The organism is Staphylococcus sp. MSU001, assembly GCF_052976705.1.
Window position 1 is genome coordinate 16026 of the sequence record NZ_JBRIKK010000004.1, and the last position, 23706, is coordinate 39731.

A 23706-nucleotide genomic window follows, 5' to 3' on the forward strand; every position below is an offset into this window, starting at 1 on the left:
ACTTATTTGACGGTTTGTTTGATTTGTTTAATAAATATAATTATAGTTTCGTGCAGACGATTTACTAATAATGCGTGTGCCGTAGCCTAATGGCACATTATAATTATATTCAGAAATTTTGATTTTTCCGTTCTTATATACTTTTTCAACTACTGCTACGTGCCCATAATAGCCTCTTGTTGATTGCATAACAGCGTATTTGCGAGGCTTATGTCCAGTTGCATAACCAGATCGACGTGCATTGCTATACCAATTCTTAGCATTACCCCATCGATTTGATACAGGTTTGCCTAATTGAGCACGACGTTTAAATGCCCACCAAGTGCATTGTTTTTTACCATAATAATTATGTGAAGCAGCATGTGAAATATGCGTTTGTTCAATAGCTTGATATGAGAGTGTTCCAGTAAACGTAATCATGGTAGCGATAATAATACGTGATAATAATTTTTTAAATTTCATTTCTTTCTCCCAAAAAATGTTTTTATTTAAAGACAGTAATAATAATAATATTTGAAAATGCGCTATACAATATAAGAAACGAATTATCAAAGTAAATGTAACATTAATGAAATATACATATTTTTATCGTAATAATGGTTTGAGTAAAAAAAGAGAGAGACTACATTTATATTAAATGTAATCTCACTCAGGTACGAGATGATTAACTCCATGTATATAAGTATGCGTTAATGTTAAAGTCATGTCATAACATCAATTTATACTTTAGTGAATTGGTTGAAAACAGCTAGTGCCCGTTTGATACTCGCCACTGGTATGTTTTCCGGACATGGATGATTTCGAAAATATGTCAAGATTTCGTTTTGGCTCTTCACGTCTTTAGGGAAATTGATATCTTGATTAATCCAATCAACCAATTCACCTAATGGCGTGTCATCACCAAGGAAATTTTGCATAAATTCGTAAAAGCTCAATATCTCACCTCATAATATATTATATGAGCCGACTCTCATTGTAACATATTTTCGTTTTTTAAAATACTTGAAAAACAAAATAAAATGTTTTGAATTATAGTTTTTAAATTTATTAATCGCAAGAAAGGTCAATTTTATTGTATAATTAAACTTACTATTGAATCATATAAAAACTAGGGGGATATGCATGGATATAAAACACATGAAATACTTTGTTGAAGTTGTCAAACAAGGTGGTATGACAAACGCTTCAAAATCTTTGTATATTGCGCAACCAACTATCAGTAAAGCAATTAAGGATATAGAAGCAGAGATGGCTGTCCCTTTATTTGACCGGAGTAAAAGAAGTTTAGTACTTACTGATGCAGGTAAAATTTTTTTCAAGAAATGTCAAGAAATCATCGCACTATATGATAATTTGCCCACTGAAATTAATAGTTTGTATGGTTTAGAAACAGGTCACATCACTATTAGTATGTCTGCAGTGATGAGCATGCGTAAATTTATTGGCGTATTAGGAGACTTTCATCAACTTTATCCGAATATCACCTACAACTTAATCGAAAGTGGTGGTAAGACGACTGAAAACCTTATACTTAATGATGAAGTGGATATTGGTGTGACAACATTGCCAGTAGATCATCACAAATTTGAATGTATATCTTTAAACAAAGAAGAACTGACTGTAGTTTTAAATAAAGAACATCCTTTAGCACAAAAATCTTCTATTAAAATGGAAGAATTAGCTGATGAGAACTTCATTTTATTTAATGAAGATTTCTATCTCAACGATAAAATTATTGAAAATGCGAAGAATGCAGGATTCGTGCCGAACATGGCCTCACAAATCTCACAATGGAATGTGATTGAGAATCTTGTCATTAATCAATTAGGTATTTCCATATTGCCAGCCACTATAGCACAATTACTTAATGATGACGTCAAAATTGTACGTTTGGAAAATGCACATACAACTTGGGAGCTTGGTGTCGTTTGGAAAAAAGATAAACGTTTAAGTCATGCGACAAATAAATGGATAGAATTTTTGAAAGAAAGATTATCTGAAGAATAATATAAATATAATAATAAACAACGCATTTAATAAAAGAGCGAAGTTGTTAAAGATGTGAAATTATTTATTTTCACAAAGTCATATTACAACGAAAACGTAGGGTTTTGAATTATAGATTAATTCTGCCTTACGTTTTTTATTATCAATTATTAATTTTGTAGCACTATTAATTTGCTAGCGTTTTCATAGATTTAAGGAATATAAAATATCATGAATAAATATTTTTAATATATAATAGTAAACACTATAATGGAAAATGTCACTAAAAAACACAGTAACAATTTGGACACATTTTTAGAAAGGGGTGTTGTTGATGGAAAAAGCAAAATTTGTCATTAAGTTAATACTTCAACTTGCCCTTATCATGCTTATTACTTTTATAGGCACTGAAGTTCAAAAATTACTTCATATACCTCTAGCAGGTAGTATTGTAGGGCTAATGCTTTTCTTCCTATTGTTACAATTTAAAATCATACCTGAATCATGGATTAATGTAGGAGCAGACTTTTTACTTAAAACAATGGTTTTCTTCTTTATCCCATCAGTGGTAGGAATTATGGATGTTGCATCTAATATCACGATGAATTATATATTATTCTTTATTGTTATTATATTTGGTACATGCCTTGTAGCACTTTCATCAGGTTATATCGCTGAAAAAATGCTAGAAAAAAACAATAGACGTAAAGGAACTGATCACTCATGAATGAATACTTACAAGCAGTTCTAATGATTTTATTAACCATCGTTTTATATTATATTTCCAAAAAGATTCAAGATAAATATAAAAATCCACTATTAAATCCAGCTCTTATTGCATCAATTGCAATAATTATTGTTTTATTGGTTTGCGGAGTAAGTTATAAGGGGTATATGAAAGGTGGTACCTGGATTAACCATGTTTTAAACGCTACAGTTGTATGTCTTGCATACCCACTTTATCAAAATAAAAAGAAAATAAAAAAATATTTAACAATTATTTTCACAAGCGTGTTGACTGGTGTAGTTCTCAATTTTGTGTTAGTATTTACAACGTTGAAAATCTTTGGTTATTCTAAAGACACAATTGTTACCCTATTACCTAGATCAATTACAGCAGCAGTAGGTATAGAGGTTTCTCAAGAGTTGGGAGGAACAGATACAATTACTGTGCTCTTTATTATAACTACAGGTTTAATCGGCAGTATTTTAGGTTCAATGCTTTTACGTATGGGAGGTTTTAAATCTTCCATTGCGCGAGGACTAACTTATGGAAATGCTTCTCACGCATTTGGTACCGCAAAAGCATTAGAGCTTGATATTGAATCAGGAGCGTTCAGTTCAATTGGTATGATTTTAACAGCAGTCATTAGTTCTGTTCTTATACCAGTACTGATTTTATTGTTTTACTAAAGGGAAAAAGATTTACTCATATTAATAGAAAGGGAGGCTATTTGTAAAAATGGCACAAATTAAAGCAAATGAAGCATTAGTTAAAGCATTACAAACTTGGAATATTGATCATTTATATGGTATTCCTGGCGACTCAGTAGATGCTGTTGTTGATAGCTTACGTACGGTCAGAGATCAATTTAAATTCTATCACGTACGTCATGAAGAGGTAGCGAGTTTAGCTGCTGCAAGTTACACAAAAATGACAGGTAAAATTGGTGTAGCTTTAAGTATCGGGGGACCTGGTATTGTACACTTATTAAATGGTATGTACGATGCTAAAATGGATAATGTACCTCAACTTATTATTGCTGGACAAACAAATAGTACATTATTAGGTACAAAATTCTTCCAAGAGACAAACATTTCTAAAATGGTTGATGATGTTGCTGTATATCACCACCAAATTCAAAAAGGTGATAACGTATTTGAAATTACAAATGAAGCAATTCGTACGGCATACGAGAAAAAAGGTGTCTCTGTTATCATTTGTCCGAATGACTTATTAACTCAAAAAATTAAAGACACTACAAATCGTGCAGTTGATACAACTAAACCAAAACCATTTTCACCAAAATTCAAAAGTATTAAAAAAGCAGCTAAATTAATTGATAAAGCTAAAAAACCAGTAATGCTTATTGGTTTAGGTACACAACACGCTAAAGATGAATTACGTGAATTTATTGAAGCTGCAAAAATTCCAGTTATTCACACATTACCTGCAAAAACAATTTTACCTGATGATCATCCTTATAGTATTGGTAACTTAGGTAAAATTGGTACTAAAACATCTTATCAAACAATTCAAGATGCAGACTTACTAATTATGGCTGGTACAAACTATCCGTATGTTAACTATTTACCTAAGAAAAACATTAAAGCTATTCAAATTGATACGAACGAAGAAAATATTGGTGCACGCTTTAAAATTAATGTAGGTATTTTAGGCGATAGTAAAGTTGCTTTCCATCAACTAACTGAAAACATTAAGCATGTTGCAAAACGTCCATTCTTAGATAAGACATTAGAACGTAAAGCAGTTTGGGATAAATGGATGAAACAAGATTTGAATAATGACAATTCACCATTACGTCCAGAACGTTTAATGAAAGCAATCAATGCTAACTTAAAAGATGATGCAATTATCTCAGCAGATGTTGGTACATCTACAGTATGGTCTACGCGTTACTTAAACTTATCTGTAAATAATAAATTCATTATTTCTAGTTGGTTAGGTACTATGGGCTGTGGTTTACCAGGTGCTATGGCAGCTAAAATTGCTTATCCAAACCGTCAAGCAGTAGCTATCACAGGCGACGGTGCGTTCCAAATGGTAATGCAAGACTTTGCTACAGCTGTTCAATATAACTTACCAATGACAATCTTTGTATTAAATAACAAACAATTGTCATTCATTAAATATGAACAACAAGCTGCTGGTGAATTAGAGTATGCCATTGATTTCTCTGATATGGATCATGCTAAATTTGCTGAAGCTGCTGGTGGTAAAGGCTATGTTGTGAGAGATGTAAGTCGTCTTGACGACATCGTTGAAGAGGCAATGGCTCAAGATGTTCCAACAATCGTTGACGTTCATGTTGATCCTAATGCTGCACCATTACCAGGTAAAATTGTAAACGAAGAAGCATTTGGTTACAGTAAGTGGGCTTATAGATCAATTACTGAAGATAAAAACTTAGACTTTGATCAAATCCCACCAATCTCTGTAGCAGCTAAACGTTTCTTATAATAATAAATTTGTAGAAACTCGACTCTAAGTAGTCGAGTTTTTTTATGTAAAATTTCCAAAAAGTATTGTAAACGCTTTATTGAATGTGTATACTAGAGGTAAATAAAATCATTGCGTGTTACTGGTTATGCAGGCATGAGCAAATAAGAGTGTCTATCTTTCGTGATATGAAATTGATAGTCTTATTTGTTCATGCTTTTTTTGTGGCACGTGAATAAGAAGATAGAGAGGAATGAATTGATTATGTTTAAAAAGCTATTTGGTCAAATGCAACGTATCGGTAAAGCTTTAATGTTACCAGTTGCTATTTTACCAGCTGCAGGGTTGCTATTAGCAATTGGGACTGCATTTCAAGGCGAAGCGTTACAACATTATCTTCCATTTATAAAAAATGATATTGTTCAACAAATCGCTAATATGCTTACAGGTGCTGGTGGTATCATATTTGATAATCTACCTATTATCTTTGCTTTAGGTGTAGCAATTGGTCTTGCAGGTGGAGATGGTGTAGCTGCTATTGCTGCATTTGTTGGTTTTATCATTTTAAATAAAACAATGGGTGCATTCTTGCATGTAACCCCAGATAAATTATCAGATCCAACTAATGGATACGCAAATGTATTAGGGATTCCTACACTTCAAACAGGTGTGTTCGGAGGTATTATTATAGGTGCACTAGCGGCTTGGTGTTATAACAAATTCTATAATATTACCTTACCATCATATTTAGGATTCTTTGCAGGTAAACGTTTTGTACCAATTATGATGGCAACAACATCTTTTATTTTAGCTTTTCCGATGGCAATTATTTGGCCAACGATTCAAAACGGTTTAAATGCGTTTAGTGAGGGGTTATTAGATTCTAATACAGGTTTAGCTGTATTTTTATTTGGATTTATTAAGCGACTATTAATACCATTTGGTTTACATCACATTTTCCATGCACCATTCTGGTTTGAATTTGGTTCTTGGAAAAATGCTGCCGGCGAGATAATTAGAGGAGACCAACGTATTTTTATTGAACAAATCCGTGAAGGTGCTCACTTAACTTCTGGTAAATTCATGCAAGGGGAATTCCCAGTCATGATGTTTGGATTACCGGCTGCAGCATTGGCTATTTATCAAACAGCAAAACCTGAGAATAAGAAAGTAGTTGCAGGTTTAATGATTTCTGCTGCATTAACATCATTTTTAACTGGTATTACTGAACCATTAGAATTCTCATTCTTATTTGTAGCACCATTCTTATTCGTAATTCACGCTGTATTAGATGGTTTATCATTCTTGACACTGTACTTGTTAAATGTACATTTGGGATATACTTTCTCTGGAGGATTTATAGATTATGTCTTATTAGGCATTCTACCTAATAAAACGGCATGGTGGCTTGTCATTCCAGTAGGTATTATTTATGCAGTGATTTACTACTTTGTATTTAGATTCCTTATTGTTAAATTTAACTATAAAACACCAGGTCGTGAAGATAAAAAATCAACAGTAACAACAACATCAGCTAGTCAACTGCCATTCAATGTTTTGAAAGCAATGGGTGGTAAAGAAAATATTAAACATCTAGATGCTTGTATTACTCGACTAAGAGTAGAAGTAAATGAAAAATCAAAAGTTGATGTTGCCGGTCTTAAATCATTAGGCGCTTCAGGAGTACTTGAAGTCGGTAACAATATGCAAGCCATTTTCGGTCCTAAATCTGACCAAATCAAACACGATATGGCTAAGATAATAAGTGGAGAAATTACAAAACCAAGTGAAACAACAATTGATGAAGAAGTGTCAGATGAGCCTGTACATGTGGAAGATATTGTAGAAACAGAAATTTACGCACCTGGACATGGCGAGATAATTCCGTTATCTGAAGTACCTGATAAAGTTTTCTCTGAAAAGATGATGGGTGATGGTATCGGATTTGTACCAGATTCAGGAGAAATTGTAGCACCATTCGATGGTACGGTTAAAACAATTTTCCCTACAAAACATGCGATAGGATTGGAATCTGATAGTGGCGTTGAAGTGTTAATTCACATTGGTATCGATACAGTTAAATTAAATGGTGAAGGTTTTGAAAGTTTAGTAAATACTGATGAACCAGTAACACAAGGTCAACCATTAATGAAGATTGATTTAGAATACTTAAAAGAACATGCTCCAAGTATTATTACACCAGTAATCATAACAAACCAAGAAGACAAAACATTAACAATTGAAGATGTAAAACAAGTCGATCCTGGTAAAGCGATTATGACAATTAAATAAAGTCTATAAGAATAACTTGATGGCTAAAACAAACAAGTCTGGGACAATGATATTTTATGTCCCAGACTTTCTTTATGTATATACAAATTCTTATGAGATGAGCCCAACAGAGAGAATTTCCGAAGAAATACCATGGACAAAGCAAGTTGGGGTTGGGGCCCCCACAGAGAGAATTTCCGAAGAAATACCATGGACAAAGCAGGTTGGGGTTGGGGCCCCAACAGAGAGAATTTCCGAAGAAATTCCACGGACAAAGCAGGTTGGGGTTGGGGCCCCAACAGAGAGAATTTCCGAAGAAATTCCACGGACAAAGCAGGTTGGGGTTGGGTAGAAGACAGGGGACTATGATTTCTATCCTAATTTGGCGCTCGTTTTAATAGGGGAAATTTTACAAAGTTGACAAGCGTGATAATTATAGGCAATGTTGATATTGGACATATCATTTTAAAGTGAAAGGAAAGTTGATAATCATGGATGACTTGAAGCAAAATCAATCTGCTAGCGAAAAACCTAAAGGTAATAAAATAGTTAATATTTTGATATTCATCGGAATGATTTTATTAATTCAAATACCTATTGGCGTGTCACTAATAGCTTTACCATTTTCAGTGAAATTCAGTCAGTTAACTTCCATCGCATTAAGTATGCTAATAACTGGTATAGCACTATTAATCATATGGTTAGTTAGGAATTATTATTTGAGTCATACATATGAAAGACAATATCAATCAATGAGGGGAAAAGATATCTTTATTAATATTGGCTTTCTGATATTAGCAATGGTTTTTAGTATTCTAAGTAGTCTATTAATGGTCATATTTACTGGTAACGATACTACAGCTAATGAGAAAGAAATCAATGAAAGTTTAGATCTACTTTTACAAAAAGACCATTTACCACATATTTCAATTGTTGCAACTGTTGTTTTAATGATATGTATTATAGGTCCGTATTTAGAGGAATTACTCTTTCGAGGAATTTTTAAAGAAACATTATTTATGAAATATCGATTTTGGCTACCATTCATTATATCTTCTATTATTTTTAGTTCACAACATTTATCAACAAATATATTTTCATATGCAATTTATTTTCTAATGGGTTGTGTATTATACCTTGCCTATAACAGAAGACGTAATATTAAAGATAGTATGATGGTTCACATGCTGAATAATTCTGTTTCAACATTACCGGTATTTGTTGGTTATTTATGGCTATATTTTAGATAGTAAACATAAGAATAGAGACCTGATTAAAAGTAGATGTATCTTTTGATCAGGTCTATTTTACATGTTAAATTGTGATATCATTTTCTATGATTAATTTAATAGCTTTGTGATCTGTTGCATTTCTAAATAAATCATAGGCACTTTCGATTTCACTCAGTTTACTATAATGTGTCACGAGTTGTTCTGGTTGTATTATTTTGCTTTTTAACGCTTCAAGTAATTCTTCAGTTGTATTTCCAGAAACTAATCCAGTAGTTACGTTAATATTTTTAATCCATAATTTATCTATATCAAGTTGTACAGGTAACCCATGCACACCAACATTAGCAATCGTACCATCAACACCAATTAAATTTTGACATAGATCAAAGGTTTGTGGAATTCCGACAGCTTCAATAGCAACATCAACACCACGTGGATTTAACGATTTTACCTTTTTTATTGCAGTTTCAGTTTCTTTAGAGTTAATTAAATGTGTAGCACCTAGTTCTTTAGCGGTTTCTAATCTATTATCATCTAAATCAATCATAATAATTTTTGAAGGTGAATAGAATTGTGCTGTAAGTAATGCTGCTAAACCTACAGGACCAGCACCTACAATGGCTACTGTACAGCCAGGTTTAACTTTACCTTTTAAAACACCAATTTCATAACCGGTTGGAAGTATATCTGATAACATTACAAGGGCGTCGTCTTTTAAATTTGAAGGGGCGTGATATAAAGAATTATCTGCGAAAGGAACTTTAACATATTCTGCTTGAGTACCATTCACTAAATGTCCTAATATCCATCCTCCTCCGTTTTCACAATGTGCATAGATACCTTTTTTGCAATAGTAGCATTTGCCACATGATGAAATGCAAGAGATAATCACTTTATCTCCAACTTTGAAGTTGTTAACGTTGTCACCAATTTCTTCAATGATTCCAATACCTTCGTGACCTAGTGTCGTATGTGATTGAACTTCAGGTGTATCTCCTTTTATGATATGAAGATCTGTACCACAAATTGTCGTCTTAACTATGCGAATAATAGCGTCAGTACTGCTCGTAATTGTTGGCTTCTCTTTATCCGTAAGTTGTGCGTGACCAGGTTTTAAGTATTCATAAGCTTTCATATCAATACCTCCATTTACTATGTGAATTTTTTCACAATAATTATACCACGTTTTTTGAATGGATATATATAACTTTCGTGAAAAAATACATTTTAATCAGTGTGTTCAGTTCTTTCTGAAATTAAAATAGAGTATTTAAATTAGTGAAGTGCGATACATTGTTCATTTACACTTAAATCATTTATGATTGAGTTAAATCTTTGAAAGATAGTAGGTGTATATCATGTATGAGAATTTACAAAATATTGAAGATTTTTATCGATTTATAAATGTACATGATTTAGCTGTTGTTCATATTATGAGAGATAATTGTACAGTATGTCATGCAGTATTACCCCAAATTCAAGATTTACTAAAGGACTATCCGAAAGCACAATTAGGTGTGATTAATCAATCTAATGTTGAAGAGATTGCCGGAGAACTTTCTATTTTTACAGTACCTGTTGATTTAATTTTTTTTAATGGGAAAGAAATGCATAGACAAGCACGTTTTATCGATATGCAATCGTTTGAAAAACAATTGTATATGATGCAAAATGCCATTGATTAAGATACCGGGGTAAAATAAATCAAAATCAAATAACGAATTTGTAAAGAAATGCTTTGGAAAATAATTATTGATTTTCAGGCATTTCTTTTTTTGTATTTTTAATCATTGGGCTGTATCTTCATTCGTGTTATGATTAATCTCGTATGTTTTAAATTAAACAGTCAATAGATGAAGGAGGCCAAAATGAAGAAGCAACAGAATAAAGTCCATATGATTAATATATCTTTATGCCTTATAGGAACATTACTTATTGCAATCGCAGTAAATAGTTTTGTTATACCGGGCAATTTAGGTGAGGGTGGTTCTATAGGCCTTTCATTAATTCTGAATTATACTCTAGGTATTTCACCCGCACTCAGTTCCTTCATCATTAACGCAATATTAATAATTGTAGGTTGGAAATTTCTTAGTAGAACGACAGCGATTTACACTGCTATAACAATCACCGCAAGTTCAATCTTTCTTGATTTAACGCACACATTCGGATTAGGTATTCATGATAATTTTATTAACTCAATTTTTGCAGGTTTAATGTTGGGAATCGGTTCTGGCTTAGTCATCACAGCTCATAGTACATTAGGTGGGACATCTGTCATTGCACGTATTATTTCAAAGTATAGTGAGATAAAAACGTCACAAGCGTTACTCATTTTAGATGCAATTATCGTGTTATCATTTATCGTTGTATTACCTATAACGAATGTATTATATACCATTGTGATGCTATTTATTGTTGAGAAGTCTATGTCTTTTGTTGTTGAAGGATTTAATCCTAAAAAAGCTGTGACAGTTATTTCAAAATATAATAAAGAAATCAGTGCTGATATATATGAAATGACTGGAAGAGGGGCAACCTTATTAAGTGGTAAAGGTGCTTACCAAAAAAGTGATACAGAGGTTCTCTATGCCGTGGTATCCCAAAATCAAGTTGGAGCAATAAAAAAGATTGTTAATGCCAATGATGAAAATGCCTTTTTAGTGATTCATGATGTGCGTGATGTCTTAGGTAATGGTTTTATTAATATTAAATAAGATTTAATAAATCGAGCCAATTACTCAACGTTTAGACGCTGATGGTTTAAAATGATTATAGATTGAGGAGGTTAGCACATTCATGTTTAAAAAGATTGCTACTATAATAGGTTCGACATTATTTGGTACAGTTTTATTCGCAAAAGTGAAAGAAAAGCGTAGTTATAAAAGTTTTTTACAAGAGAAAATGATTAGAATGTCAGGAATGAAAAAGACATTTGAAAGTGTAGATGATGCCAAAAAGGCATTGAATGAAACGAAATATCAAACTGCAGGTAAATATAGTGGAACCACATATGAATTTAAGCATAAAGTTCAAATTAGAGATTACTATGGTTCTTTAGTCTATGTTGTTAATGATCATGGTCTTCCAGATCAACGCACGGTCTTATATGTACATGGCGGCGCATGGTTCCAAGATCCTTTGGAGAGTCATTTTGAATATTTAGACTTACTCGTTGATGCGCTCGATGCTAGGGTAATTATGCCCGTATATCCTAAAATACCACACAGAGATTATCGTACGACATTTGAATTATTAACAAAAATATATAAGCGATTATTGACTAAAATTGATAAACCTGAAAACTTAGTCATTATTGGAGATTCAGCCGGGGGACAAATTGCATTAGCTTTCGCACAAATGTTAAAAAAAGAGCAACTCAGTCAACCTGGCCATATTGTTCTTATTTCACCGGTGCTTGATGCGACATTTAAGAATCCAGAAGCAAGAAAATATGAAAAAGAAGATCCAATGCTTGGTATTGACGGCAGTAAATATCTTGTAGAGTTATGGGCTGGTGATACACCATTAGATGACTATAAGATGTCTCCAATGAATGGTGATTTAGAAGGCCTAGGACATATTACACTTACTGTAGGAACCAAAGAAACATTATATCCTGATGCAGTTAAGTTCTCTCATATGCTGAATGAGCAAAACATTAAGCATCAGTTTATACCAGGATACAATTTATTTCATATTTATCCTTTATTCCCTATCCCAGAACGCCAACGCTTTTTAGAACAACTTAAAAAAATCATTGTCACAAAAGAGTTATAATCAAATGAGATGCGGATACTTAATGAAAAGTTATAATTATGTATTCCCAAAAATAAAGCGAAATCTTGTTATCAATAGTATTGATAACTCGAATTCGCTTTTTTAATATGTTTATTATTTTTATATGCTTCGTTTATGTTTACAGCTTTATATTCAGAGTTTGAAAATGAGTGTGCTTTTGTATCGTTTGACTCATTATTTGATGACGTAACATCTTCGTTACTGTTTCTTGAAGTATTGTTGATACGAGAGTGATCAGTATCTAGAACAGAATTACTCATGTCTTTACCATTTAAGCTTCCAATAAGTATAAATGCGAGGTAAATACTACAAATAATTAAAATAATTGCTAGATAGATGCCAACAGCAAGTTTAACTGACTTCTCCATACCTCTCCTCCTAAAGTCGTAATATCTTTCATATATAATGTAACATCGTTGTTTTAATCTAATGTAAATTATAAGTAAATTTATTATGACCCAACTATGATAAGCTATAATTATTGTGATTAGCGTAATTTAATTCTTTGAAATTTAATTTATATTCACAAACAAATTGTTATTATGGTATGAATTTACATAAATTTACGTTAACATAACATTGATTTAAACTTTTTAAAACTGAATCAATATCGAAGTGATAGTCTACTACTAGCAAAAGATTAAGCCACTTATAGTATAAGTCTTAAATATGTAGAATATTAAATTAACAAATGGTTAGTTTATTTATATTTGATGATTTAAGGTTATTTAACTATCTTTAAAATTTACAATTTAATATTAAAAAGATTTATAGGTATCATGATTTACATACATAAGAAAAGAGAGGTAAAGCAGATTGTTACTCATTATAGCGTGTGTTGCGCTTATTCTCTGGCTAGGAATTAAAGAGAAGAAGCGTCATGCAAATCGACTTAATAAAATTCCATTACGTATCAATATTAATGGAATTCGTGGGAAATCTACGATTACTCGGATGGCCTACAGTGTTCTACGTGAGGACAACTATAAAGTGATTGGAAAGACAACAGGAACAGATGCACGAATGCTTTATTGGTTTACGGAAAAGGAATATCCAGTAATCAGAAAACCACAAGGCGCCAACATTGGAGAACAACGAGATATTATTCGTAAGGTGGTTAAACAAAAAGCAAATGCCCTAGTTAATGAGTGTATGGCTGTAAATCCAGATTATCAAATTACCTTTCAAAATGATTTAGTAAAAGCAAATATCGGTGTAATTGTTAATGTGATGGAAGACCATATGGATGTCTTAGGACCGACACTTAAAGATGTAGCGCAAGCATTTACTGCAACAATTCCATATAACGGGAAATTAGTTGTAATGAAAGATGACTATACTAGTTTCTTTGCAAAGGAAGCTAAAAAACGTAATTCAGAACTCATTGTTGTAAATAAAGATGTCATACCAGAATCATATTTGCGGAAGTTCGATTATTTAGTATTTCCTGATAATGTAGCTATTGTGTTAGGAATAGCGCAAGCAGTTGGTGTAGACGAAGAAACTGCATTACAAGGCATGTTAAATGCACCAGCCGATCCAGGTGCTGTTAGAATTAAATATTTCCATGCAAATCGCACAAAAAATGTATTTGTTAATGCATTCGCTGCTAATGAACCGCAGTCTACAAAAGCGATTTTGAATAAAGTGGAATCATATAAATATCCATACGATAAGAAAATAATCATTCTCAATTGTCGTTCAGACAGGGTTGATAGAACACAACTCTTTGTTGATAACTTTTTAGGTGAAGTCGATTACGATGTTCTCATTTGTACAGGAAAAAGTACACAAATGGTGACACAGTTCATGGAAACAATGCCAGAAAAAACTTATATCAATTATGAAGGACGAGACTTTGTAGAGATTGAAAAAGGTATTCTACATGAAGCTGAGAATGCACTTGTTTTTTGTGTAGGAAACATCCACGGCCCGGGTGGTAGAATAGCGGAATTCATAGAAGGGATAGAATAAAATGATAGGTTCAGAATTATATTTCTCCTTATTCGTAGGTGTCGTACTCAGTTTGATATTTGCTGAGAAATTTGGGATTAATCCAGCAGGGTTAGTCGTTCCAGGTTATTTAGCTTTGATTTTTGATCAACCGATTATGTTGTTATCAGTATTAATCATTAGTTGCTTAACTTATTTTATCGTAAGCAACGGTATTAGTAAGTGGGTTATTTTATATGGTAGAAGAAAATTCGCTGCCATGATACTGACAGGAATGGTGATTAAATTTATATTTGATCTCTTGTACCCATTGACCCCATTTGAAATGGTTGAAGTTTCAGGTATAGGTGTTGTCATTCCTGGTATTATTGCGAATACAATTCAAAAACAAGGTGTAGTCATTACACTTTCAACAACAATGTTATTAACATGTATTACATATATCATCTTATTTTTATATAGTTTTATTAATTAATCACGAACAAGGAGCGCGTATTAATGACAAAGAAAAAACGTTTATCGCCTAGTGAGTGGTTGCTTAAACAATCTAAAAGACATAAAAGGAAAAATACACTTTACACGGCAATTGTACTTTTAGTAGCGTTAGTTCTACTCATATTTGCTGTTAATTCAATAAAAGTAGAACCTGTAAAAAGTGATACTAGAGACAAAGATAGCATTCGTCTCACATATTTAGGTAACGTCACTTTAAACAAACATATTCGACAAACTAACTTGAATGATGTTTTTAAAGGTATTCAAGATACTCTAGATCATAGTGATTTTTCAACAGGTTCATTAATAGTAAATGATTTTTCAAAAAAGCAAAAAGATAACATAAATAAAAATATTGAAAATATCATGTTTCTACGCAAGCATAATGTAAAAAGTGTTAACTTAATCAATGAATCTATGGATAATATTCAAGCGACAGCAATGATGAGAAAAATAGATTCCCAAGCAGGTTATAATTTTTTAACAGGTAATGGTTCAAATCCAATTAATAGTAAAACTGTACAACAAGACATTAAAGGTAAAAAAATAGCTAATGTTTCATTTACCGATATCGAATCTAACTATACTAACTCTTTAAAAAACACAACGTCAATCAGTTTAGATCCAGATATATTTTATCCTTTAATAAAAAAATTAAAGGAAAATAATGATTACGTCGTAGTCAATGTAGATTGGGGGATACCTAATGAACGAAATGTGACTACACGTCAAAAAGAATATGCGCATGCGTTAGCGAATGCTGGTGCAGATGTCATTATTGGTCATAATACAGTAATTCAAAAAGTTGAAAATTATAAGCGAACGCCTATTTTTTATAGTTTAGGTAACACAACGTCTGATAACTTCTTATCAAAAAATCAGAAAGGAATGATTGTACAACAAGACTGGAAAGGTTCGCATAATCAGTTCCATATCACACCAATACAATCAAAAGATGGAAAAATCTCTAAAGATAATATGAACAAAATGGATCATATTCGATTCAAAAATAACATTAAAGATAAATCAATTGATTTAAAGTCTGATCAAAATGGAGGTTATACTTTTGAATATTAAAAAGCATTGGTTACCAATTGTTGTAGTCATTCTTGTCGTTGTTATCTTTTTATTAGTTACTTTCGCTAGAGCAAATGAAGGTTTAGATAATTATGAGCAACATGAATTAAATAATGGTGAACAGCAATATCTTTCAAAAGGGGCAAGCTAATTATGAATATATATAATAAAGTGACATTATCTGTCATTTTAGTTATAACAATTATCATTTCGTTCCTCTTCTATTTTTATACAACAGAGAAAAAAGTGGACAAAGATAAATTGTATGAAAACAAAATTACAAATCATAAACAAGCAGGTAAACCTAAGAATTATGGTGTCGCATCTAATAATAAAATAGCTACGAAAGTCGGAAATAAGATTATTGAAGATGGTGGAAATGCGGTTGATGCGGCAATAGGTGTTTCTTATGCACTTGCAGTGACAGAACCTCATTCATCAGGACTAGGAGGTGGTGGTGCGACACTTACATATAATGGTAAAGAGAATGAAACACCTAAAGCTTATGAATATAAAACGATGTCCTCATATGAATATAAAGAAGGAGACAAAATTGGAGTTCCTGGCTTAGTGAGAGGATTACATGATATGCACGTGAAAGAAGGAAAAATGGATGAGAAAAAGATTTTAGATTACGTCATTCCGCTTGCTAAAGATGGTTTTGAGGTAGATTCAGAACTAGAAAGAAGTTTAAAATTATACGGTCGTGATATTGATCACAACTCACCATTCTATAAAGGAAATAAAAGTGTTCGCGAAGGAGATATTGTAAAACAAGATAAACTCGCTAATACATTAACTAAAATCAAAGATAAAGGTCCTGATTACTTCTATGAAGATATTGGTAAGAGTGTCTCAAAACAATTAGATAATAAATTAACTGAAAGAGATTTCAAAGAATTTAAAACAGAAGAAAAAGAAGCGGTAAGTACTGATTATAAGAATAATCAAGTGTATTCAGCACCTAATCCTTTAGGTGGCACATTAATGCTTCAAGGATTGAAAATTGATGAAAAAGAAAACGTAGACAATATGGATCGCAATAATTTTATCACAGCAATGATTAAATCACGTGATGTCATGTATAAGAATAGGGACATAGTTAATGGCAATGAGCCTAGTAATGAACAACATCTGACTGATGATTATTTACTTGGTGAACTTAACAAAGTTAATATTGGTGAAAACACAGATAATGGCAGTGATTTTAATCAAATTAGAACGGATAATACAAGTACAACCCATTTTGTAATTATTGATAAGAATGGTAAATTAGCAAGTACGACTAATACACTATCTAGTTACTTCGGGACAGGAGACTATATGAAAGAGGGCTTCTATATGAATAACTCTTTAGGCGACTTTAGTAAGGATAAATTAAGCCCAAACCACGGTGAACCTCACAAGGCGCCTAGATCATTTATTTCTCCGTCAGTAATTGTTGGCCCTAATTTCTATATGGGCATTGGTACACCAGGTGGGAACAAAATTCCAACAATTCTTAATGAAGTGATTGTCGATTATTTAAACAGTGATGGTTCATTACAAGAATCTATTAATAAACCAAGATTTTATAATGACGGCGGCACGATATTTTACGAAAATGCTATGACTGATGAAGATATAAATATCTTTAAAAGTCTTGGTTATGGTGTTGAAGAAAAGCATAATGATCCAAACTTTGGCAGTGTCCAAGGTGCTGTTTATGATAAAGATAAAAATACTGTAGATGTCGGTCATGATGTAGGTAACCGTTAAAATAAATATTTAATTTAAAAAGCACCTTAAATGAGTAACGAAAACATTTAAGGTGCTTTTTTGTGTGTATTAAATTACAAACTATATATATTTATTTGCTTTCAAGTTTAACGACAAAAATAACTCAAATATGAATATAATTTAAGACAATTTTTTGACAAAGAGTGTAAGCGTATACAATAAATAAAAGAAGTAGTATGATGATTGAGTGGAAGATTTACATAAAAAAATGAAATATATAGAGGTGTCTTATGGACTTTATAGCTATTTTAATCGGATTAGGGCCACTATTAGGTTGGGGATTATTTCCAACGATTGCTTCTAAGTTTGGTGGACGTCCAGTCAATCAAATCTTTGGCGCTACTGTTGGTACTTTGATTTTCGCAATTGTTCTAGCACTATTTAAAGGTATCGGTTTACCAGGAGGTATGGCATTAGTATTTTCGCTCATATCAGGTGCAGGATGGGCATTTGGTCAAATTATTACTTTTAAAGCGTTCGAATTAGTAGGTTCATCAAGAGCGATGCCAATTACTACTGCATTTCAATTACTTGGTGCATCATTATGGGGCGTTTTTGCGCTTGGCAACTGGCCAGGTATAACAAACAAAATCATTGGATTTCTAGCTTTACTCGTAATTCTTATAGGTGCACGTATGACTGTATGGACTGAAACAAAACAACAAGAATATAGTAAAAATCTAAGAAGTGCAGTGCTCTTATTACTTGTAGGTGAAATTGGCTATTGGATATATTCTGCTGCACCTCAAGCAACGGATATTGGTGGTTTTAAAGCATTTTTACCTCAAGCTATAGGGATGGTCATTGTGGCTGTTATCTATGCGTTGATGAATATGTCTAAAGGTAATGCTTTTAAAGAGAAAGTAAGTTGGCAACAAATAATATCCGGATTTTTCTTTGCATTTGCTGCTTTAACTTATTTAATTTCAGCACAACCTAATATGAATGGTTTAGCAACAGGATTTGTTCTATCTCAAACATCTGTAGTATTAGCAACGCTAACAGGCATTTTTTTCTTAAATCAGAAAAAAACATCAAAAGAATTAATGATTACAATTGTGGGATTAGTTCTTATTTTAGTTGCAGCATCAATCACAGTGTTTATTAAATAATATTAAGAAGGGAAGAATAAGATGAAGAAAACAGCAGTATTAAATAGTCACATTTCAAGCGCAATCTCCACACTAGGTCACTATGAGTTATTAACGATTAATGACGCAGGTATGCCTATACCTAATGATGACAGACGTATAGATTTAGCAGTGACTAAGTCATTGCCACGTTTTATTGATATGTTGGAGACAGTGTTAACTGAAATGGAAATACAAAAAGTATATTTAGCAGAAGAAATTAAAACTACGAATGCACAGCAATTAAAAGCAATTAAGAAATTAATCAATGATGACGTAGAAATTAAATTTATTGCGCATTCTGAGATGAAAGAAATGTTAAAATCCCCTTTAAATAAAGGGAATATACGAACTGGTGAAATCACCCCTTTTTCTAACATTATCCTAGAATCTAATGTGACTTTTTAAGTTTAATAGTCATGTGATTGTGCTTTTAAAAAGATAAAGTAGGTGAAGTTGAAATGAATAAAAATAAAGTGATTGTAATTGGATCAACAAATGTAGATAAATTTCTTAATGTTAAAAGGTTTCCAAAACCTGGTGAGACGTTACATATTAATCAAGCTCAAAAGGAGTTTGGTGGGGGCAAGGGAGCCAATCAAGCCATAGCAGCTAGTAGATTAGCAGCAGATACAACATTTATCAGTAAAATTGGTAAAGATGGCAATGCCAACTTTATATTGGAAGATTTCAAAAAAGCAGGTATTCATACACAATATATTTTAACGTCAGAAAGTGAAGAAACTGGGCAAGCATTTATCACTGTTGATGAAGCAGGACAAAATACGATTCTTGTTTACGGTGGTGCGAATATGACATTAAGTGCAACTGATGTTGAGATGAGTGCAGAAGCGTTTATTGGTGCAGACTTTGTTGTAGCGCAGCTTGAAGTTCCATTTGAGGCGATAGAACAAGCATTTAAAATTGCTCGTAAGCAAAATATCACTACTGTATTAAATCCTGCACCAGCAATTGAATTGCCTAAGTCACTTTTAGAGTTAACTGATATAATTATTCCAAACGAAACAGAAGCAGAATTATTAACAGGTATTTCAATCAATAATGAAAGTGATATGAAAGAAACAGCAACATATTTTCTCGATTTAGGTATATCTGCAGTATTAATTACTTTAGGGGAGCAAGGCACGTATTGTGCATATCAAGAACAATACAAAATGATTCCTGCTTGTAATGTAAAAGCAGTAGATACGACAGCAGCAGGAGATACATTTATAGGTGCTTTTTTAAGTGAGTTAAATAAAGATTTGAGCAATTTAGAATCGGCTATTCGACTTGCAAATCAAGCGTCGTCTCTAACAGTACAACGAAAAGGAGCACAAGCTTCTATACCAACACGGAAAGAAGTAGAGGGAGAATATAATTAATGAAATGAGAGTCTGTGACATGAAATAATGTCGCAGACTTTCTTCACTTATAAAGAGGGAATCTTTAAATTTTATAACTTTTTAAATAATATCAAAGGCTCAATTAAAAGGAATTATAGAAAGATCGAACAGATTAAGCCAGTTGCACGACGAGGACGAAATTTAACACGAATTCTTCTCCACGCCCTTATTTTGTGTAATGGATACTTTTTAATTTTAAGTTTTAATTCTCAGTCTAACTATTTATAATATATTTATAATTAATTAACATTTTAAACAAAGGGTGAACGATGGTGAAAGAAGTAGTTCTAGGAATTGATTTAGGCACAAGCGCAATAAAAATTATTGCTGTTGATCAATTAGGAAATGTCATTGAATCAGTAAGTGAAACATTAAAATTATACCAAGAGCATCCTGGTTATAGCGAACAAGACCCTAATGAATGGTTTGAGGCTACTAAGAAAGGGATAAAAGAATTAATTCAATCAACAGAAATGTCAGATAAGATAGTAAAGGGGATTTCTTTTTCTGGTCAAATGCATGGGTTGGTCATAGTTGATGATAACGGCATTCCTTTGAGAAAAGCGATTTTATGGAATGATACTAGAAATTCAATACAATGCAGACAAATTGAAAATATATATGGTGAAAGATTGAATTATAATCCGATATTAGAAGGATTTACACTTCCCAAAATGTTATGGGTACAACAACATGAACCTGAAATTTGGAGTCGAGTTGATGTTTTTATGTTGCCTAAAGATTATTTACGTTATTGCTTAACTCAGACAATTCATATGGAATATAGTGATGCATGTAGTACATTATTATTCAATCCTGAGAATTGTGAATGGACAAGAGATGTTGGAGATACATTTAACATTGGTGATATCTACCCACCCTTAGTACAATCACATTCATATGTTGGAAATGTGACTGAATCACTGGCTAATGAATTAGGATTATCTAGTGATGTTGCTGTATATGCTGGGGGTGGCGATAATGCATGTGGTGCAATTGGTGCTGGTGTCATCCATGATAAAAGTGCATTATGTAGCATAGGTACTTCAGGTGTTGTATTAAATGTTGAATACCAACGTGTGACTTCATATGATAGTAATTTACACTTATTTAATCATAGTGTTCCAGACACTTATTACGCAATGGGAGTAACGTTGGCAGCAGGCTATAGTTTAAACTGGTTAAAACAAACTTTTTTTGAAAATGATTCTTTTGAAGGGATTTTAAATTTAGCTGCATCTTCAAAGATAGGTGCCAATGGACTACTATTTACACCTTACTTAGCTGGAGAACGTACGCCACATGGTGATGCTCAAATACGTGGAAGTTTTATAGGTATCAGTGGGCAACATACTAAAGCTGACTTTGCGAGATCAGTAATCGAAGGCATAACGTATTCTTTATATGATTCTATAAAGATTATGAGACGAGCTGGTCATGAAATGAACTCTATCACTTCAATCGGTGGTGGTGCTAAGAGTAGATTTTGGTTACAACTTCAAGCTGATATTTTTAATGTACAAATAAAAAGGTTGAAGCATGAAGAAGGACCAAGCATGGGAGCGGCAATTTTAGCGGCATACGGTCTAGGATGGTTTAAAACAATTGAGTCTTGTGTAGAGGCATTTATTAAAGTAGACGAGGTGTTTGAGCCGAATAATGAAAATCATGACCTTTATGAACAATACTATTCAGTTTATGAAGCTATATATAAACAAACGAAACAGCTTACTGCTGATTTGTTAACGATAACGAATTAAAATATTAAAGACTTATCGCTCACTTTTAATGGCGATGAGTCTTTTTATTATAGTCAATTATAAGAAAATGAAAAAATAATTATATTTATCAACAGTACATACAATTTCGTCGTAGAAAAGTTCAAAAATTGAAAAACTGTCAACTAAAAATGATAAGTAAAAATTTAATTATTAAAATGAATATTGACATTGATTTAAATTATACGTTTAATATAGATATCATTTTTAAGATTTGAGCACTCAAGACTATATAAGCATCGAGAGGATGATACTATGTTTATTTCAAAACAAGAATTATATGAAAAGTTACAATATGTTACGCCAAGAACGTTTGCCTACTTGAATGAAATAGATTATTATAACTTATTAATGATAATTGAAGAGCATCAAATATCTATTCCACCGATTCATCAACTTCGAAAAACATTGCGAGGAAGTAAAATTATGAAGCCTAAGAATCGCGTAGACAATTGTTATATTCATTTAAAGGATGAAATTCCGACCCCAATTAATAATGAACAATTAAGTTTCCTGCATTTTTATTCACGTCAGCAAATACATTTAATTTTGAGTGCTTATTCTAGAATGAAAAGTCTAAAGTTACGGCCTCAATTACATTGTTTAAAACTCAAATTCCCCTTAGATCAGCATTCTATTCGTAAAGAAATTACACCACCTCAAAGCTCTGACAAAGACAATGATATTTTAATTTGTCTATTACAAAAATTAATCAACGAAATTACCAAATGCCAAGTTCCTGTTTCTCTAAAGAATAATTCTTTCGAAATAAAACTACCAAACTATATCATAAAGGTCGATTTAAACTATCACGAACAGCAAGACCATTTATATCCATTACAATATAGCATCCACGCATGGCATAGAGATTTCCAATATCTCGAAATCTCAAATACCTTCATGATACCGTCTTTGAATGATCTTATTTTCCATATACAAAAGCTTTTTTTACTTATATTTCAATTACCTGAACATCTCGCGAGACAAGAATATTCATTGAGTCAATATTATTTTTACTCGCAATGCCATACAAAAGATTAAATGGACACTTAAAACATTTGATAGTGAGATGTCGAGCACCACCATAAAAGGTACGAAAGGTAAGTTATAAGAAGGTTAAAGTATGATAAAATTCGTTTCATTTATTTGATATTAAGTCATTAAAACACATTATTTAACATAAACATTCATATTGCTTAGAATCTATACCATAAAATTACGTGTAGATTCTCAATCTTTTCGCAATCATTGATTGAAATGAAATTTTTGGTTCATTAAGTTTTTTATAAACTCAGTCAATAAGAGCGATAGAGCGGGACATAAAATTCTTAGATGAATTCAGTTCCGCTCCTTTTTTAATTGTGACTAATTTTTTACAAATATGACTTTTAGCGTTAGAATACATGGAGTCATCTTAGTTATGCATTGACAAAATATTGAATTATTGTGATTAACATTTTACTTTTACAGTATTTAAAGTAGATAAATAAAACCAATTAACTAAAAAAAGTAATTTGAAACCATCTTAAAATATAAAATTCGTGTATATAAATGTTTTAGAAAGACTATTAAAACGGTTTTGTGAATTAATTCACAATATAGACTTAATTGTGTTCA

General features: G+C 32.1%; 24 protein-coding genes. 20 read left to right on the plus strand and 4 right to left on the minus strand.

From position 1 onward, the window contains the following. Positions 1–27 precede the first annotated feature (27 nt). On the minus strand, positions 28–462 hold the full coding sequence (locus tag ACVBFA_RS02735) for a CHAP domain-containing protein (protein WP_001832340.1): 435 nt from the start codon (positions 460–462) through the stop codon (positions 28–30). 257 nt (positions 463–719) lie between these two features. Continuing rightward, on the minus strand, positions 720–935 hold the full coding sequence (locus tag ACVBFA_RS02740; RefSeq protein WP_002447085.1) for a sterile alpha motif-like domain-containing protein: 216 nt from the start codon (positions 933–935) through the stop codon (positions 720–722). Between the two features lie 187 nt (positions 936–1122). Here ACVBFA_RS02740 and cidR point away from each other — a divergent pair, with 187 nt between their 5' ends. The 7 genes from cidR to ACVBFA_RS02775 all read left to right on the plus strand — a co-directional run bounded on the left by cidR (position 1123) and on the right by ACVBFA_RS02775 (position 8688). Further along, entirely contained in the window at positions 1123–2007 is an 885-nt protein-coding gene (cidR, locus tag ACVBFA_RS02745; RefSeq protein WP_002458227.1) for a cidABC operon transcriptional activator CidR, read from the plus strand. A gap of 313 nt (positions 2008–2320) precedes the next feature. Next, positions 2321–2713: a CidA/LrgA family protein gene (locus tag ACVBFA_RS02750; protein ID WP_070845743.1), complete on the plus strand. Its 393-nt coding sequence runs from the start codon at positions 2321–2323 to the stop codon at positions 2711–2713. Next, positions 2710–3399, plus strand: a complete 690-nt coding sequence (locus ACVBFA_RS02755; RefSeq protein ID WP_002447088.1) for an LrgB family protein — start codon at positions 2710–2712, stop codon at positions 3397–3399. The genes ACVBFA_RS02750 and ACVBFA_RS02755 overlap by 4 nt, the downstream gene beginning before the upstream one ends. A 49-nt stretch (positions 3400–3448) precedes the next feature. Next, positions 3449–5188 carry a pyruvate oxidase gene (locus ACVBFA_RS02760; RefSeq protein ID WP_126122579.1) on the plus strand — a complete coding sequence of 580 codons (1740 nt, stop codon included), beginning with the start codon at positions 3449–3451 and terminating at the stop codon, positions 5186–5188. Between the two features lie 243 nt (positions 5189–5431). Beyond that, positions 5432–7459 carry a glucose-specific PTS transporter subunit IIBC gene (gene ptsG / locus ACVBFA_RS02765; RefSeq protein ID WP_070845741.1) on the plus strand — a complete coding sequence of 676 codons (2028 nt, stop codon included), beginning with the start codon at positions 5432–5434 and terminating at the stop codon, positions 7457–7459. Between the two features lie 19 nt (positions 7460–7478). Continuing rightward, a complete protein-coding gene (locus ACVBFA_RS02770; protein ID WP_447158775.1) occupies positions 7479–7790 on the plus strand; it encodes a hypothetical protein in 312 nt (103 codons plus the stop codon). Positions 7791–7920: 130 nt separating this feature from the next. Then, positions 7921–8688 (plus strand): CPBP family intramembrane glutamic endopeptidase, encoded by a 768-nt coding sequence (locus ACVBFA_RS02775; RefSeq protein ID WP_083319963.1) that lies wholly within the window; start codon positions 7921–7923, stop codon positions 8686–8688. 64 nt (positions 8689–8752) lie between these two features. Here ACVBFA_RS02775 and ACVBFA_RS02780 read toward each other — a convergent pair whose 3' ends face one another. Further along, the gene (locus ACVBFA_RS02780) at positions 8753–9805 is read right to left on the minus strand and encodes a zinc-dependent alcohol dehydrogenase family protein (RefSeq protein ID WP_002458223.1); all 1053 of its coding nucleotides are present in this window, start codon (positions 9803–9805) and stop codon (positions 8753–8755) included. 223 nt (positions 9806–10028) lie between these two features. On the opposite strand from ACVBFA_RS02780, the gene ACVBFA_RS02785 reads away from it, so the two are divergent. The 3 genes from ACVBFA_RS02785 to ACVBFA_RS02795 all read left to right on the plus strand — a co-directional run bounded on the left by ACVBFA_RS02785 (position 10029) and on the right by ACVBFA_RS02795 (position 12450). Then, positions 10029–10355, plus strand: coding sequence for a thioredoxin family protein (locus tag ACVBFA_RS02785; RefSeq protein ID WP_002447094.1), 327 nt, complete (start codon positions 10029–10031; stop codon positions 10353–10355). A gap of 183 nt (positions 10356–10538) precedes the next feature. After that, entirely contained in the window at positions 10539–11387 is an 849-nt protein-coding gene (locus ACVBFA_RS02790; protein WP_002458221.1) for a YitT family protein, read from the plus strand. Positions 11388–11469: 82 nt separating this feature from the next. Next, positions 11470–12450 carry an alpha/beta hydrolase fold domain-containing protein gene (locus tag ACVBFA_RS02795; protein ID WP_002491014.1) on the plus strand — a complete coding sequence of 327 codons (981 nt, stop codon included), beginning with the start codon at positions 11470–11472 and terminating at the stop codon, positions 12448–12450. A 71-nt stretch (positions 12451–12521) separates the two neighbouring features. Here ACVBFA_RS02795 and ACVBFA_RS02800 read toward each other — a convergent pair whose 3' ends face one another. Next, on the minus strand, positions 12522–12839 hold the full coding sequence (locus ACVBFA_RS02800; RefSeq protein ID WP_002458219.1) for a hypothetical protein: 318 nt from the start codon (positions 12837–12839) through the stop codon (positions 12522–12524). Between the two features lie 448 nt (positions 12840–13287). Between ACVBFA_RS02800 and pgsB the strand changes: the two genes are divergently transcribed. The 10 genes from pgsB (at position 13288) to ACVBFA_RS02850 (ending at position 23130) form a co-directional block, all read left to right on the plus strand. Continuing rightward, entirely contained in the window at positions 13288–14445 is a 1158-nt protein-coding gene (gene pgsB / locus ACVBFA_RS02805; RefSeq protein ID WP_070845736.1) for a poly-gamma-glutamate synthase PgsB, read from the plus strand. A gap of 1 nt (position 14446) precedes the next feature. Then, entirely contained in the window at positions 14447–14899 is a 453-nt protein-coding gene (pgsC, locus tag ACVBFA_RS02810; RefSeq protein ID WP_001832320.1) for a poly-gamma-glutamate biosynthesis protein PgsC, read from the plus strand. A gap of 23 nt (positions 14900–14922) precedes the next feature. Further along, entirely contained in the window at positions 14923–15996 is a 1074-nt protein-coding gene (locus ACVBFA_RS02815; RefSeq protein WP_002447099.1) for a CapA family protein, read from the plus strand. Then, the gene (locus ACVBFA_RS02820; protein WP_001832373.1) at positions 15986–16147 is read left to right on the plus strand and encodes a hypothetical protein; all 162 of its coding nucleotides are present in this window, start codon (positions 15986–15988) and stop codon (positions 16145–16147) included. The genes ACVBFA_RS02815 and ACVBFA_RS02820 overlap by 11 nt, the downstream gene beginning before the upstream one ends. Positions 16148–16149: 2 nt before the next feature. After that, positions 16150–17754, plus strand: coding sequence for a gamma-glutamyltransferase (locus ACVBFA_RS02825; protein ID WP_002447101.1), 1605 nt, complete (start codon positions 16150–16152; stop codon positions 17752–17754). Between the two features lie 251 nt (positions 17755–18005). Then, complete coding sequence (rbsU, locus tag ACVBFA_RS02830) at positions 18006–18887, plus strand: ribose/proton symporter RbsU (RefSeq protein ID WP_002447102.1); 882 nt, start codon at positions 18006–18008, stop codon at positions 18885–18887. A gap of 21 nt (positions 18888–18908) precedes the next feature. Then, entirely contained in the window at positions 18909–19313 is a 405-nt protein-coding gene (rbsD, locus tag ACVBFA_RS02835; RefSeq protein WP_070845734.1) for a D-ribose pyranase, read from the plus strand. Between the two features lie 53 nt (positions 19314–19366). Continuing rightward, complete coding sequence (gene rbsK / locus ACVBFA_RS02840; protein WP_070593125.1) at positions 19367–20290, plus strand: ribokinase; 924 nt, start codon at positions 19367–19369, stop codon at positions 20288–20290. Positions 20291–20580: 290 nt separating this feature from the next. Further along, positions 20581–22071 (plus strand): xylulokinase, encoded by a 1491-nt coding sequence (xylB, locus tag ACVBFA_RS02845; RefSeq protein ID WP_083319962.1) that lies wholly within the window; start codon positions 20581–20583, stop codon positions 22069–22071. A gap of 273 nt (positions 22072–22344) precedes the next feature. Beyond that, complete coding sequence (locus tag ACVBFA_RS02850; RefSeq protein WP_002490593.1) at positions 22345–23130, plus strand: hypothetical protein; 786 nt, start codon at positions 22345–22347, stop codon at positions 23128–23130. The last annotated feature ends 576 nt before the right edge of the window (positions 23131–23706 follow it).

What these genes read in the sequence shown, in the direction of transcription:
- ACVBFA_RS02850 (WP_002490593.1), top strand. Translation starts at nt 22,345, where the DNA reads ATGTTTATTTCAAAACAAGAATTATATGAAAAGTTACAATATGTTACG.
- ACVBFA_RS02770 (WP_447158775.1), top strand. Translation starts at nt 7,479, where the DNA reads ATGGCTAAAACAAACAAGTCTGGGACAATGATATTTTATGTCCCAGAC.
- ACVBFA_RS02825 (WP_002447101.1), top strand. Translation starts at nt 16,150, where the DNA reads ATGAATATATATAATAAAGTGACATTATCTGTCATTTTAGTTATAACA.
- cidR (WP_002458227.1), top strand. Translation starts at nt 1,123, where the DNA reads ATGGATATAAAACACATGAAATACTTTGTTGAAGTTGTCAAACAAGGT.
- ACVBFA_RS02760 (WP_126122579.1), top strand. Translation starts at nt 3,449, where the DNA reads ATGGCACAAATTAAAGCAAATGAAGCATTAGTTAAAGCATTACAAACT.
- rbsK (WP_070593125.1), top strand. Translation starts at nt 19,367, where the DNA reads ATGAATAAAAATAAAGTGATTGTAATTGGATCAACAAATGTAGATAAA.
- rbsU (WP_002447102.1), top strand. Translation starts at nt 18,006, where the DNA reads ATGGACTTTATAGCTATTTTAATCGGATTAGGGCCACTATTAGGTTGG.
- ACVBFA_RS02780 (WP_002458223.1), bottom strand. Translation starts at nt 9,805, where the DNA reads ATGAAAGCTTATGAATACTTAAAACCTGGTCACGCACAACTTACGGAT.
- ACVBFA_RS02755 (WP_002447088.1), top strand. Translation starts at nt 2,710, where the DNA reads ATGAATGAATACTTACAAGCAGTTCTAATGATTTTATTAACCATCGTT.
- ACVBFA_RS02785 (WP_002447094.1), top strand. Translation starts at nt 10,029, where the DNA reads ATGTATGAGAATTTACAAAATATTGAAGATTTTTATCGATTTATAAAT.
- ACVBFA_RS02800 (WP_002458219.1), bottom strand. Translation starts at nt 12,839, where the DNA reads ATGGAGAAGTCAGTTAAACTTGCTGTTGGCATCTATCTAGCAATTATT.
- ACVBFA_RS02795 (WP_002491014.1), top strand. Translation starts at nt 11,470, where the DNA reads ATGTTTAAAAAGATTGCTACTATAATAGGTTCGACATTATTTGGTACA.
- ACVBFA_RS02790 (WP_002458221.1), top strand. Translation starts at nt 10,539, where the DNA reads ATGAAGAAGCAACAGAATAAAGTCCATATGATTAATATATCTTTATGC.
- rbsD (WP_070845734.1), top strand. Translation starts at nt 18,909, where the DNA reads ATGAAGAAAACAGCAGTATTAAATAGTCACATTTCAAGCGCAATCTCC.
- pgsC (WP_001832320.1), top strand. Translation starts at nt 14,447, where the DNA reads ATGATAGGTTCAGAATTATATTTCTCCTTATTCGTAGGTGTCGTACTC.
- ACVBFA_RS02815 (WP_002447099.1), top strand. Translation starts at nt 14,923, where the DNA reads ATGACAAAGAAAAAACGTTTATCGCCTAGTGAGTGGTTGCTTAAACAA.
- ptsG (WP_070845741.1), top strand. Translation starts at nt 5,432, where the DNA reads ATGTTTAAAAAGCTATTTGGTCAAATGCAACGTATCGGTAAAGCTTTA.
- ACVBFA_RS02750 (WP_070845743.1), top strand. Translation starts at nt 2,321, where the DNA reads ATGGAAAAAGCAAAATTTGTCATTAAGTTAATACTTCAACTTGCCCTT.
- ACVBFA_RS02735 (WP_001832340.1), bottom strand. Translation starts at nt 462, where the DNA reads ATGAAATTTAAAAAATTATTATCACGTATTATTATCGCTACCATGATT.
- xylB (WP_083319962.1), top strand. Translation starts at nt 20,581, where the DNA reads ATGGTGAAAGAAGTAGTTCTAGGAATTGATTTAGGCACAAGCGCAATA.